Source organism: Streptomyces sp. NPDC087440 (assembly GCF_044744005.1).
Taxonomy (GTDB): domain Bacteria; phylum Actinomycetota; class Actinomycetes; order Streptomycetales; family Streptomycetaceae; genus Streptomyces.
In genome coordinates this window covers 894970-906667 of sequence record NZ_JBIUXN010000001.1, presented here as the reverse complement: position 1 = coordinate 906667, position 11698 = coordinate 894970, and the positions used below count along the sequence as shown (strand labels likewise).

12 protein-coding genes and 2 pseudogenes are annotated in these 11698 nt (G+C 68.2%); 4 read left to right on the top strand and 10 right to left on the bottom strand.

The window, feature by feature from the left end; translation table 11 throughout:
* Positions 1 to 22: 22 nt before the first annotated feature.
* The 6 genes from ACIO3O_RS04130 to ACIO3O_RS04105 form a co-directional block, all read right to left on the bottom strand.
* A complete protein-coding gene (locus ACIO3O_RS04130; RefSeq protein ID WP_401741596.1) occupies positions 23 to 172 on the bottom strand; it encodes a hypothetical protein in 150 nt (49 codons plus the stop codon).
* Positions 173 to 463: 291 nt separating this feature from the next.
* Positions 464 to 1291, bottom strand: a complete 828-nt coding sequence (locus ACIO3O_RS04125) for a thioredoxin domain-containing protein (RefSeq protein ID WP_401741594.1) — start codon at positions 1289 to 1291, stop codon at positions 464 to 466.
* On the bottom strand, positions 1288 to 1707 hold the full coding sequence (locus ACIO3O_RS04120; protein WP_401741591.1) for a hypothetical protein: 420 nt from the start codon (positions 1705 to 1707) through the stop codon (positions 1288 to 1290). The genes ACIO3O_RS04125 and ACIO3O_RS04120 overlap by 4 nt, the downstream gene beginning before the upstream one ends.
* Positions 1704 to 2636, bottom strand: coding sequence for a hypothetical protein (locus ACIO3O_RS04115; RefSeq protein WP_401741590.1), 933 nt, complete (start codon positions 2634 to 2636; stop codon positions 1704 to 1706). Before ACIO3O_RS04115 ends, ACIO3O_RS04120 begins: the two co-directional genes overlap by 4 nt.
* Positions 2637 to 2805: 169 nt before the next feature.
* Positions 2806 to 3222, bottom strand: a complete 417-nt coding sequence (locus ACIO3O_RS04110) for a hypothetical protein (RefSeq protein ID WP_401741588.1) — start codon at positions 3220 to 3222, stop codon at positions 2806 to 2808.
* 10 nt (positions 3223 to 3232) lie between these two features.
* Entirely contained in the window at positions 3233 to 4366 is a 1134-nt protein-coding gene (locus tag ACIO3O_RS04105) for a polymorphic toxin-type HINT domain-containing protein (RefSeq protein ID WP_401741587.1), read from the bottom strand.
* On the opposite strand from ACIO3O_RS04105, the gene ACIO3O_RS04100 reads away from it, so the two are divergent.
* Complete coding sequence (locus tag ACIO3O_RS04100; RefSeq protein WP_401741585.1) at positions 4359 to 5117, top strand: transposase family protein; 759 nt, start codon at positions 4359 to 4361, stop codon at positions 5115 to 5117. The two genes, ACIO3O_RS04105 and ACIO3O_RS04100, sit on opposite strands and share 8 nt — an antisense overlap.
* A 23-nt stretch (positions 5118 to 5140) precedes the next feature.
* Here the strand turns inward: ACIO3O_RS04100 and ACIO3O_RS04095 are convergent.
* From ACIO3O_RS04095 to ACIO3O_RS04085, 3 genes and pseudogenes are all read right to left on the bottom strand, one after another.
* A pseudogene (locus tag ACIO3O_RS04095) lies at positions 5141 to 5524 on the bottom strand (SMI1/KNR4 family protein); the annotation flags it as partial.
* Positions 5525 to 6099: 575 nt separating this feature from the next.
* Positions 6100 to 6887: pseudogene (locus ACIO3O_RS04090) on the bottom strand (transposase family protein); the annotation flags it as partial.
* Between the two features lie 122 nt (positions 6888 to 7009).
* Positions 7010 to 7558: a hypothetical protein gene (locus ACIO3O_RS04085; protein WP_401741583.1), complete on the bottom strand. Its 549-nt coding sequence runs from the start codon at positions 7556 to 7558 to the stop codon at positions 7010 to 7012.
* Positions 7559 to 8249: 691 nt separating this feature from the next.
* On the opposite strand from ACIO3O_RS04085, the gene ACIO3O_RS04080 reads away from it, so the two are divergent.
* The 3 genes from ACIO3O_RS04080 to ACIO3O_RS04070 all read left to right on the top strand — a co-directional run bounded on the left by ACIO3O_RS04080 (position 8250) and on the right by ACIO3O_RS04070 (position 9917).
* Positions 8250 to 8633, top strand: coding sequence for a BlaI/MecI/CopY family transcriptional regulator (locus ACIO3O_RS04080; protein ID WP_401741581.1), 384 nt, complete (start codon positions 8250 to 8252; stop codon positions 8631 to 8633).
* Entirely contained in the window at positions 8630 to 9574 is a 945-nt protein-coding gene (locus ACIO3O_RS04075; protein ID WP_401741579.1) for a M56 family metallopeptidase, read from the top strand. The genes ACIO3O_RS04080 and ACIO3O_RS04075 overlap by 4 nt, the downstream gene beginning before the upstream one ends.
* An 85-nt stretch (positions 9575 to 9659) precedes the next feature.
* Positions 9660 to 9917, top strand: a complete 258-nt coding sequence (locus ACIO3O_RS04070) for a hypothetical protein (protein ID WP_401741578.1) — start codon at positions 9660 to 9662, stop codon at positions 9915 to 9917.
* Between the two features lie 651 nt (positions 9918 to 10568).
* Here the strand turns inward: ACIO3O_RS04070 and ACIO3O_RS04065 are convergent.
* A complete protein-coding gene (locus ACIO3O_RS04065) occupies positions 10569 to 11648 on the bottom strand; it encodes a sodium-dependent transporter (RefSeq protein ID WP_401741576.1) in 1080 nt (359 codons plus the stop codon).
* Positions 11649 to 11698 lie beyond the last annotated feature (50 nt).

The window sequence follows — 11698 nt, the reverse complement described above, 5'->3', positions numbered from 1 at the left end:
AACGGCGTGCCAGAATCCCGGCTCAGCGCGGGCTCCTCCGCGGCTTCAGCGGTACGTTCGGCAGTTCCGGCGTGGGCACGGGTGCCCCCTCGTATCCCTTGACCTCGCCGAAGCGGTCGCCCGTCATCCAGTCCGTGCGGGCTTGCGTGACGTCCTGCGTGGTGCGGCCCACGAAGTTCCTCCACAATCCGAATGGGTTGGGACTTTTCGCAGGTCAGACACCCTTCCGTGCATCAGCTGTCAGCAAGACGTCCGCATCGCACCAGGGAGTCGGCAACGCCATGGCCACCACATCCCTCACCCACGGCATGGGTACCTCCTTCAAGGAGTGCTCTCACGCCAAGGCCAGATGGCCCAAGGGTCCCACCCGTACACGATCCAGTTCCGGGACATCTCCGGAAGGCAGCGTGCCGGATCCGGAATCCAGACCGAAACTGCTGCGGTGGAGCGGTTGTCGGAGGTATCACCGGCGAGCGACCGGAAGCAGCCCCTCCGTCAGGCCGCGGAACTCGACGGCCGACAGGGTGCGGGCATCGGTGTGGTCGTCGTGCAGGCGTCGGCCGTCCAGGAGTACGTCCGACGTGCCGGAGGAGTTGTGCTGCCCGGTCGCCTTCGCCACCCAGGGGGCGTAGGTGTTCTCCGTGACGGCGCGGTCGAAGGCTGGGGTGCGTACACCGGCCTCGTCAGCGATCTCCATCAGACGCTGCGGCTCAGCGAAGGCGCCGTCGGTGCCCGAGGCGGCGGGACGGGCGGCGAGGGCGGCGAAGAGGGCGGCGAAGTCCTTGGGGCCCTGCTCGGCTGCGGCCCCCAAGGCGTTGAGCGCGCGCGCCGACCCACGGCCGCCGTCCTTGCCGTCCTGGAGTGTCGTGCCGTGGTATTCGATCCGGTACGCCCCCTTGTCAGCCAACTCCCTTACGGTGGAACCGAGTTCGCGTTCGAGGGTGGCGCTGCGGGGGTCGCGGGGGTCGAAACGCACGGTGAGGACGTGGGGTGCGTTCGGGTCGCCGTACCCGAAGGCGGTGCGCTGTTCGCCGACCGCGTGCGCCGGGACGATCAGGGGCTTGCCCTCGGCGTCGGCGGGCTCGGCCAGGGCGCCGCTGACGACGGTCCAGCCGAGGGCCCCGAGCAGGGTGAGCGCACCGGCCGCGAGCGCTCGCCTGCGCACCCGATCTCGACGGGCGCTCCGGCCGCGCAGGGCACGCAGACGGTCGCGGGCCGCGCGCGGGGCGTGAGGCGCTTCGTGGTTCACCGGGTCGCCCGCGTGGTTCACCAGGTCTCCCGCGTGGTTCACCGGGCCTCCTGCTGGAGCGGCGCCAGGCAGGTGGCGGTCCCGAACGCCCCCTCGGCGGTGGCCCGGTGCACCACCTCGCCCCTGATGCGGATCAGGCATTCGGCGCGACCGCCGTCCTTCCCCAGCACCACGTTGACCGTGGGCGTGGTGGCGATTCCGGCGAGTTCTGCCGTGTGCTTCCACGGCAGCTCGGGACGGTGGGCCCGCCCGGACTCCTCGTCGCCCGCTCCCGTCGCGTAGACCACGCTCTCCACGGGGGCACCCGTCACCTCGTACACGACCCCGACCTCACGGGCGTCGCGCTTTTCGAAGTCACTCGCCCCGTCCGATCCGGAGCAACCCGTCGCCAGAAGGCACACCACGGCCGCGACCGTACACGCGCCCATCACCCGGCTCGTCCTCCGTGCCCTGCTCATACCTTGATGCCCTTCATTGCGATGTACGCCGCCAAGTCCTCCCGGGCCTCCAGGAACTCCACCCGCCCCTGGTACTCCCCGATCTGGCTCCAGTAGCGTTCGCTCGCCGACCTGCCGATCGCCCGGAACTGCGCGAACGCCTCCGCGTGCCGTTCCTGCGCGTACAGGGCGTAGGCGAGCAGACCTCGGTCCATGTTCACGTACGGGTGCGCTCCGGGACCGCCGCCCTCCAGCGCACCGTCCACGGCGGCGACGGCCTCCGGCCGTTCCCACACCGAACCGTCCTCGGTCCGCGCGAAGTACTCGAACCAGGCCTGCACCGGCAGGATCCGCAGGGGCGAACCCGCTTCCGCCCGGCCGGCCACCTCGTCCGCGAACGCGAACATCTCCTCGTGCGAGCCGTACCACTTCTCGCACCGGTACTGCAGCGCGATGTCATGCCCGTACCGATGGGCGGGCGCCCGCCGGAACAACTCACCCGTCCACTCATCGAACAGACCGGCCGGAGCCCCCAGCCCCACCCCCAACTGCACCAATGCCAGCCACGGTACGGAGTCCTCCGGGAACCGGCGCGCGATCCCCCCGATGACGGGGCGGGCCGCCGCCAGTAGCTCGTGGAAGGCCGCGAGCCGTTCCGAAGCCGTGAACCGGACCCCGGCCGACCCCCGTACCTCCCACGCGCCCGTCACCAGCGCCAGTGCGTGCAGCACCTCGCCGTCCCGGTCGCCCGGCCGTGCCGCCCGCCAGGCATCCAGCCAGGCCCGCTCCCGCCCGGCCAGTTCCGCCAGCACCCACACCCGGTGCGTCCGCAGTTCCTCGTCCCCGGCGGACGCGCTCAACAACACCGCCGCGGGCAGCCACTGCCCTGCGAGCGCGGCGCCCAGCGCGTGGTCCAACTCCCCGTCCCCCAAGGACGGATCGAACCGCATCTCCTCATCGGGAACCAACTGCCCCGCAACGCCTGCGTAGTTACGACGGTACCGACGCCCGTCACCCCACCCGGATATCGCCATTTCCTCGCTTCTTCCCTTTCCTTCCGGATTCCGCTGAGGGGGAGACGTAATGTCTCCCCCTCAGCAGCTTTACACCGGACTCCGCTTACACGAGACCCGCGGTCGCGAGCGAGGAGATGGTTGCCGCCTGCACAACCGGCAGCGCGTCCTTACGGCGCGGCAGCGTTGTGCGAGCCAATTCCACCGCGTCGACCAATTTCCTCGCGTACCAACGGACGATGGCGTCGTGCTCTTCGGCACCCAATTCTTCCGGGACCGCGACCTGCACCTGCATGATGCACCTCTTCCGCCAGAGCGAGCCCGTGCGGATTCCCTCGTATTCGGGTTTCAGAAGCGATCCGGGGATGTGGAAGACGAGGTCGATCGCCGTCTCATCCTCCGAGTGCTCCCAGGGTTGCGCGTCGACCAGCCGACCGATTTCCTGCAGCCCGGCGGTCAGCTTTCCGGGGTGAGGGGTCGGCCCTCCTTCCACGGCGCCGATGTAAAGGGGCTTCCATGACATTTCTGTTTTCCTATCCGAAGGGTCCTGGGCTGAAGGGCGGCTTGCTTCCGGCCCAACTCTCCCGATTGAGCGGGCCTGGCCATCGGGACGTCAGAAACCGTTCATGCCTTGTCATGGTTCTGCGATTTCCGCGGGCGATGATGATCATTCGCTTGTCCTGCATTTCCTTGCCACTGTACCGGTTCACCGGATTCTTCTGGCTGGTGATCCCCCACTTGAGGTGGTTGCCACTATCACGGTCCACCAGTTGGTACAGGACGGTCGGCTGGCTGCTGTTGAGGGAATTCCCATGCGTGCCGCTGGAAGGTGGCGGGGACGGCTTGTTCGGGTTGGACTGGAATTGGCCGTTGGTACCGCGGAGAGCTCCGTTGCAGCCGGGGTCGCCATTGGTGTTGTGCGTGAGGAGGTCATGACCCTGGCTCGCACCGGCACCGGCACCGGCACCCGCACCCGCACCCGCACCCGCGAAATAGGTGTGGGTTTCCTGGACCGTGAGGTTGTGGACGGTTGCCTGTGCGGTCCACTTCTGGATCGCACTGATCTGGACCCAGGTGCCCGCGCTCGTCTGGAGCCACTGGCCGGGCTGAAGGTCGCCCGCGTCCCGCCACTCGTGGAGTTCCGGGACCCAGAAGGGGTGTCCGTCGGTGGCGATCAGGGTGCCGGCCTGGCTCTCCTCGCCGCCGGAGGCGGCTGCGAGTGCGGCCGGGTCCAACGGCACACCGGTTCCGGCCGTGACGTCGCCTGCTGGGGCGGGGCGTTCGGTGTGCGCCTCGACCGTGATCCTGACGAGGTCCTTGCCGCCCTGTCCGATGATGGTGGCGACGACGGGCTGGGCCTTGGTCTCACCGGTTTCCGGGTCCGTGGCGAGGACCTGGTCGCCAGTCTTGACCTCCTCGATCGGCTTGCGGGTGCCGTCGGCCATCAGGACCGGGGTGCCGGGCACGAAGCTGTTGGCCTGACAGCTGCCGCCGGTCGCCTTCTGCTGGGCGGCCTCGGTCACCTGCTCCTTGGCCTGCTCGCGGGCCTCGGACTTGACCTCCTTCTTGATCTGTTTGGAGCCCTGGGACCTGGCCGCCTTCGGCTTGGGCGGCTGCTTGGGCCGGGAGGCCGGCTTCGCCTTCGGCTTCGGCCGCTGCTTGGGCACCGACCGGTACTTCGCCGACCGCTTGGGCGCGGACTTGGCTGCCGTGCGGGGCTTCAGATGCGATCGCACAGCGGGAGAGACCGAACGCGGCACCGATCTCTGGTACGCGATCCGGATCAAGCACTTCGCCGGCAACGTGCAGTTCCTGGCCGCGCCCGACGGAACACCGCTGTGGGTCTCCGACGTCGAACCCGGCAGCACTCACGACCGGGCAGCCGCTCGTATCCATGCGCTGCCCGACCTTTACCGGGCAGCCCGCGTCGGCCTGCCCCCGCTGGCCGACATCGGATACCTCGGCGCGGGCAGCGGCATCCACGTTCCTGTCCGCAAACACCCCGACCTGCCCGGAGACATCGGCCTGGACAACCGGACCCACAACAAGCTTCTCCGCGGCCTCCGCTTCACCGGCGAACGCGCCATGGCCGTACTCGAACAACGCTGGCGCGCACTCCAGCACGTCACCCTCAACCCCGGCCGGACCGGCGCCATCACCCACGCCGCCCTCGTCCTCAACAACACCTGGTCACGATTCCTGAGAAACCTCACTCACCGGCAGCTTGGCTGCGACCTATGCGGCGTCCTCGCCCAGGTGAGGGCGCCGTCCTCGTCCACCTCGCGGACATGGCCATTGAGCGGAGTACCGCATTCGAGTGCTTCGACGAGTCCCGCCATCAGTTGGGGCAATGAGCCCCCCAGCCCCTCGGGAGATTCTGTGCTCGCTCCGATCTCATCACGTATTCCTAAGCGCTGACTCTCCCTTTCGATGAATAGGTAACCCCCACCCGAATCACTCGCGAACGGAATCCAGCCGGGATGCCATCGGGCGTACTTTCCGTCGATTTCCAACGGAATTTCGGCACGGAGGTATTCAGTCCTAGTGGACTGCTCCAGATCCAATTGCAATTTGAGATGGTCCACCACAGCCCAGGTGCTCAGAAGAGTGAATACTGGAGGGAAAAGCCATACCGGGTCACTGCCATTGTGACCGCGAAGGGTCTCTGCAAGCTCCACCGGAATCGCGTGACCGAGAAGCTCCTCCGCATGCCTCAGTTCCGCGGGCGTCGCAGATGGCGGCAGAGCGGCAGCGGTGCGCGGGGCGCAGCCATGAAGCCAGGTCTCGATACGGAACCAAGAGTTACTGATCGACTGCGATGGCATGTCCAATTCCTTTGATGGGACGTGCGGCGGCGGACGGTCTGGGGGCCCTAGCCAGGGCCCCCAGACCGTCATGGCTGTTCGACCACAAATTGTTTACTGCTACGTGTGGCTCTGGAAGAGGGGACCAGCCGGAACGAGACGAATCGCGGCTTGTAGATGGAGGTGTCGCGGAAGAGTGCACCCGCAGGGGACCAACGATTGTCGAAGCTGTTCACGTTGTACGACAACGTCCATCTGTCACCGGACTGAAGCGTGGGATGCGCACGGGCGTTGTACATGAAGATCTGAGGATCTCCGTAGCTTCCCCATAGGTCGGTCTCCGGTGTCCGGTATATCTCATCATTCCCGAAGTTTTTAAGGCCCCTGATACCTGATCTGAAAATGTCGTGACTCATACCGAAAGGTGCTATTCCGAGGAGATCTGGTCCATGCGAGCCCGGTGGGGGTCAGAAAGCCATCGGTGCTCAGAGTTCGCATCATGATCAACGAAATGAAGGCCGCCCAGGCCCATGATGTTCGGGGCGCCCCTCCGGGAGATCACTGAGGTTTCTCAGGAATCGTGACCAGGTGTTGTTGAGGACGAGGGCGGCGTGGGTGATGGCGCCGGTCCGGCCGGGGTTGAGGGTGACGGGCTGGAGTGCGCGCCAGCGTTGTTCGAGTACGGCCATGGCGCGTTCGCCGGTGAAGCGGAGGCCGCGGAGAAGCTTGTTGTGGGTCCGGTTGTCCAGGCCGATGTCTCCGGGCAGGTCGGGGTGTTTGCGGACAGGAACGTGGATGCCGCTGCCCGCGCCGAGGTATCCGATGTCGGCCAGCGGGGGCAGGCCGTCGCGGGCTGCCCGGTAGAGGTCGGGCAGCGCATGGATACGGGCGGCTGCCCGGTCGTGAGTGCTGCCGGGTTCGACGTCGGAGACCCACAGCGGTGTTCCGTCGGGCGCGGCCAGGAACTGCACGTTGCCGGCGAAGTGCTTGATCCGGATCGCGTGCCAGAGATCGGTGCCGCGTTCGGTCTCTCCCGCTGTGCGATCGCATCTGATGAGGTGCCGTCCAGGATCACGAACGACAGGCCCTCGCGCCGGCATCGTTCCAGAACTTGTGTCGGTTCCGGTGCCTGCGCCGCCAGGATGTCGATGCCTTCGTGAAGGTACCTGTAGCCGGTGGCCTGGGAGATGCCCGCGTCTCGGGCCAGGCAGTGGACACACGCATGGTCGCGGAACCAGCGCAGTCTGAACACCGCCTGCCGGAACGGGCCCAACGCCCGCGTTCCGCCACGAGTGCCGATCAACCGCCGGTGCCCTGCGAGCAGACGCGCACGGTACTCGACCACGGGACGCGGAACGTCGGGCATGGCACGATGAGAGACCACGTGAAGCCTCCTGACACGGGCAGGATCTGTCGCAAGTCCCGTCCTACCAGGAGCTTCACGTGCTGTTCAGGGCGCATACAGGCCGCCCTCCGAAACCACTTCACCTACTTGCTGAGAAAATCTCAGTACGTCAGCCACTCCCTATCGGGGATCAAGTCCTCGATCCGTTCTTGGCCTCGCATCGCCCACTGAGGAGCAAGGAACACTGGGCGACAGCGGGCGTGGTCACCGTTCTGCTGGCATCGCAGGATCAATCCCAGACTGAGGAGATACGGCTCCCCGCGGGGCCCGAAGCGCAAGCCGTCGACGTACTCGGGCAGAGTCGGATCCGCAAGTGTTGACGCGGTCTGCTCGAGCCAGGGTTCGAGTTCCGAGGGAAGCCGGCCAACCAGAGGAGTGCCGTCGAGGCTGACCTGGGGACCCCTGCAGGCATCGACGGCTACTGCAGCCAAGGTCTGGGACTTCTGGTCGTAGTAGGTGTCGATGCCAACTCCGTCGAAGGAATGCCAAGGCGCGTACATCTCGCCCCACCCCGTGATCGGCTCGCCCAGAGCGGCTGAGACTTCCTCCTTGCTCTGACCGAACCGTATGGGCCCCACGGACTTCGATGGGACCCACGTCCACTCAGGACGCTCCCCGTCCCAAAGGAACCTTTCCGCGAACCAGACCAACGAACCCACCCCGATCGAAGCATGCGTGCAGGAAGCATTCTTACAAGGCGCGTTGCGGGGCACCACGCGCCTGCCTGCGGAGCCCGATCCAGGATTCCGGAGCGAGCCCTGGGCGACGGTGGTGGCGTCGCCTGGCCAGGGGCGCGGGACGCGGGCGAGGATCGAAAGTGCGGGCAGCGGACCGGGTCGCGCCCACTCCGATAGTTGGCATCGCATCACCACCGTGGTCCAGACAGCCCCTGTCCTTCACCACGCTGCGGCGTGAGGTTGGAAAAGGCTCATTCTGCTTAAGGCTCAAATTCGACGTTCGGGAAGGTGAAATGCGATCCACACAATTGTCGCAATCTCTCTATGTCGAGGAGGGATTTACCTGGGTGCCCGTCCTTGCATTCATCGTCGCTCTCGCCATCGTGGCCGCAGTCATCTGGTCAAGAAGGCGGTAAAAAGCCCTGCCGGACAGGCTCTCCTGACTGCCTCCGCCCGGCCCGGGAACGAGACCCCCCTCCCGGACGACGAGCCCACGAGCGAGCCGCAAGGCCCCCACTTCCTGGACGACCAGAGCAACGAGCCCCCGCCGCCGTCACGGTAGATTGGGGAGATCCAGGACTCGCCCGTCTTACGCCCACCGCCAGGTGGCTGCCACGAGGCGATCAAGCACCGCACCATCTGATGGCCGAAGGACGGGACAGGAATGTCGAGCAAGGACCGGGAGGAAAGGCGCCCGCACGGTGAGCTCGTCGCCGATGTGCTGGCGGTGCTCTGGGAAGCCGGTCGGCCGATGACGGCACAGCAGGTCAACGCCGCACTCGACAAGGGTCTGGCCAGGACGACCATGGCCACCATCCTGATCCGCCTGTACGAGAAGGGCACCCTGCGCCGGATTCCGGCAGGCCGGGGCTTCGCCTACGAGCCGGTGGAGGACGCGGCCGGGCTCGTCGCCGGACGCATGCGCCGTGAGCTGGAGAGCGAGCCGCGCCGCGATCTCGTACTGAAGCGGTTCGTCTCCTCGCTGTCGGAGAACGACGAGGAGACCCTGCGGCAGCTCCTCCTCGAAGCCGAGGACGGCTCCGAGTGACGTACGTACTCATCGTGGTCGTGCTGGCTCTGGCCCTTCCGTGGGGGGCTTCTCGGGTCGCACGACGTCTGGCCGGGGTGCTTCCTCCCCGGGAGGCATGCTGGGTGCTGACCGGTTCGGCGGTGCTGCTGGCCGGGGGGACGGTCTCCGCGCTGATCGGCCTGTTCCACGTGCCGTTCCTCGCCTCGCTGGAGCAGGTGCCGCTGTCACGTGTGCGGGAGGTCTGGCCCGCCGCCTTCCCCCTGGCCTGTGCGGCGGGTGCGGTCATGCTCGTACAGATCGTCCTGCTGGTGCGCCGCTGGGCACAGCAGCGTTCCTTGCTCAAGCGTGCTTGGCAGGCTGTCGCGGACGGATCGGGCGACGGGGACCTGCTGGTGGTGCCGGGCGACGAGGTGGATGCCTTTGCCCTGCCCGGATACCGGGGGCGCGCTGCTCGGGTCGTGGTGACCGACGGCATGGTGCGCGCTCTGCGGGACGGCGAGCGCGAGGTGCTGCTGGCGCACGAGCGCGCTCACCTGTCCGGCCGCCATCACCTGCTGTCTGCCGTGGTCGACCTGTCCACCGCCGTCCACCCCTCGTTGCGGCAGCTTCGGGAATCGCTGGGCTTCCACCTGGAGCGGTGGGCCGACGAAGCGGCGGCGCGTGCTGTCGGCAGCCGGAAGACGACTGCGGCCGCCCTTGCCAGGGCCGCCCTTGCCGGGCAGGCCCGGCACCGTTCGCGTGGTGCTTATCCGCTGCTGTCGGCGACGTCCGGGCCCGTGCCCCAGCGGGTACGTGCGCTGCTGGCGCCCGCGCCCTCGGCGCCGCGGGGCGGTGCTCGCCGGGCGGGGGCCCTGGGCCTGGCGCTCTGTGTCACGGGTTCGGCTCTGGGCGCCCTCGCTCTGGCGTACGGGCTGCACGAGTACGTGGAATTCGCAGCCATTGCCGTACGGGGACGCTGACCGTCTCCTCCCGGCCGACGGTGGGCCCGGTCCTCCTCTGCGTGCTGAGGTCGAGCACGACGTCGGCACGGAGGAGCTGTTCATCATGGTGCGGAACCGGTACGAGCCGATACCGACAAGCTTCACGGCGTCGGCGAGCGTGCTGCCGTTGCTCATCGCGAACAGCACCACCTTCAACTTCGCGGGTGTGTCCCGGCGGCCCGGCGGCAGCCCGTGCGAGGCCGCAAGAGCCGCAGTCGCCTGCAGCGCGGCGGCGAAGGCGGCGTCCTTGGCCACCCAGCCCTGCAGGACGTGGTCCGGGACCCCGGCCCACACGGCCGCCGCCTGCGGGCCCAAGCCCTGAGCGGTGGCCTGGAGAACATCGCCCATGTGCGCGAGGGTGGCGTCACGTTCGCTCGGCAGCATCCCCAGTGAGCTCTGGAGCACGCGTTCCACGGGACCTCGGTCCCGCATCCACGCGATCACCCGGTCCGCTTCCGGTACGTCGGGGGCTGGGTCGGGTGCGGGTGCGGCAGTGGGCTCCTTCGGTACGTACATCGACTCTCCCTCGCATGTTGCGGTGCCGACGGTCTTACGGTGCTGCGGACTGCCCGTCCACGGGTTGTGCACGAAGGAAGAGGGAGCTCGCGGCGGCCGATGCGGAGCAGAGCGTCCGTCCGCCCCCATCGGGGACAGCCACCGGCAGGTCCGGAGCCCGGCGGCAGTACTGCCAGCATCACCATCGCCCAGAGTCTACATAAATGTAGTCGTACAGGAATGCCCATGCGCACCCGTTACTGATCCGGGCGGGCCACGCCCTCGGCCGACCCCGTCCGGAACCGGCGGAACTCCCGCATCCCGGCGAAGCGTCCCTCCGTACAGGGAAATTGAGCAGGCGGCTGCGCGCGGAGCCGCCGTCGGCGTCGCCGGATGCCTGCCGGTGGTGCACCACGCCCCTGCCGGCGGCGGCCGTCGCGGGGCTCGCCGCCTTCGCCGCACGACGACGCAGAGGCTGTCACCGACGTGTCGTGACACAGGGGCGGCCGCCGGGTCGGCCGGGTGGTGAGTGCGTTCGGACGACCCGGCTCGCCGCCGTCTTCTGGAGCAGTCCGTACGCGAGGACCGGCAGCAGCAGGTGCGGTTTGTCGGGCAGTGCCGTACTGAGCAGCACCGCGCTCGCGCTGCTGTTGTTCATGCCGCAGGCCAGGGTGAACGAGGAGGCGACCGGTGCGTCCAGGCGCAAGGCACGGACCGAGAGCCGCCCCAGTGCGAAGGTCAGCGCGCACACCAGCGCGGCCACCGTGACGGCCGCGACGAGCAGTACGGGCCGGGGGCGGGCGAGGAAGGAGCCCAGCGCGCCACTGGCGTTGACGTACGTCAACAGCAGCGAGCCCAGCAACGCCACTGGTGCACACGCGTGTTGGGCCTTCGCCGCCCGCTTCTTCGGCAGCAGGGCGCGGCAGAGAAGTCCCGCCGCGCACGGCAGGGCAACCGTGGTGAGCGCGGACCCGCCCCCGAGTCCCGGTCCCGCGGTGGCCAGGGTGTCCGCGTAGCCGCCACCGAGAAGTGGGGCGAGCATCTGTACGGTCAGCGGGACAGTGAGGGGGCTGACCAGTGTGGACGCCAGGACCAGGCCCACCATGACCGGCTGGTCGCCCTGTCCCCTGCTCGTCCACACGGTGGCGCCCGCCGCGACCGGCATCGTCACGATCAGGATCATCGCGGTGACCAGTCCGCTGCCGCCGTCGGCGTCCGGGGAGCCGCGCAGCAGGACCACCAGCGGCGGAATGACCAGCAGCGGGGCCGCCAGATGCAGCCCGAGTCCGGTCAGCAGGACGCCCGGCCGTCGCACCAGCCGCGCCAACGAGGGCAGCGGCACCTGGAGCCCGGCCGAGAAGAGCACCAGTGCGAGCAGCAACTCACCGGTGTGCAGGGACAACGGGCCGACGGGTCCGGTCGGCAGGACGAGGGCGTGCGGGTGGCGCAGCCACGTACCGGGCCCGGGCAGGACCAGTGCGGCGAGGTAGGCACCGCACACGGCCCGCCCCAACTGCCGGTGCAGAAACGCGGCGGACCGGCCGCCTCGGATGTTCATGGGCTCATGCTGCGCGGGGCTGCTCTCCGGCGCGGGGCGGACCGCGCGGC

What these genes read in the sequence shown, in the direction of transcription:
- ACIO3O_RS04120 (WP_401741591.1), bottom strand. Translation starts at nt 1,707, where the DNA reads ATGAGCAGGGCACGGAGGACGAGCCGGGTGATGGGCGCGTGTACGGTC.
- ACIO3O_RS04115 (WP_401741590.1), bottom strand. Translation starts at nt 2,636, where the DNA reads ATGCGGTTCGATCCGTCCTTGGGGGACGGGGAGTTGGACCACGCGCTG.
- ACIO3O_RS04110 (WP_401741588.1), bottom strand. Translation starts at nt 3,222, where the DNA reads ATGTCATGGAAGCCCCTTTACATCGGCGCCGTGGAAGGAGGGCCGACC.
- ACIO3O_RS04080 (WP_401741581.1), top strand. Translation starts at nt 8,250, where the DNA reads ATGTCGAGCAAGGACCGGGAGGAAAGGCGCCCGCACGGTGAGCTCGTC.
- ACIO3O_RS04070 (WP_401741578.1), top strand. Translation starts at nt 9,660, where the DNA reads ATGGTGCGGAACCGGTACGAGCCGATACCGACAAGCTTCACGGCGTCG.
- ACIO3O_RS04065 (WP_401741576.1), bottom strand. Translation starts at nt 11,648, where the DNA reads ATGAACATCCGAGGCGGCCGGTCCGCCGCGTTTCTGCACCGGCAGTTG.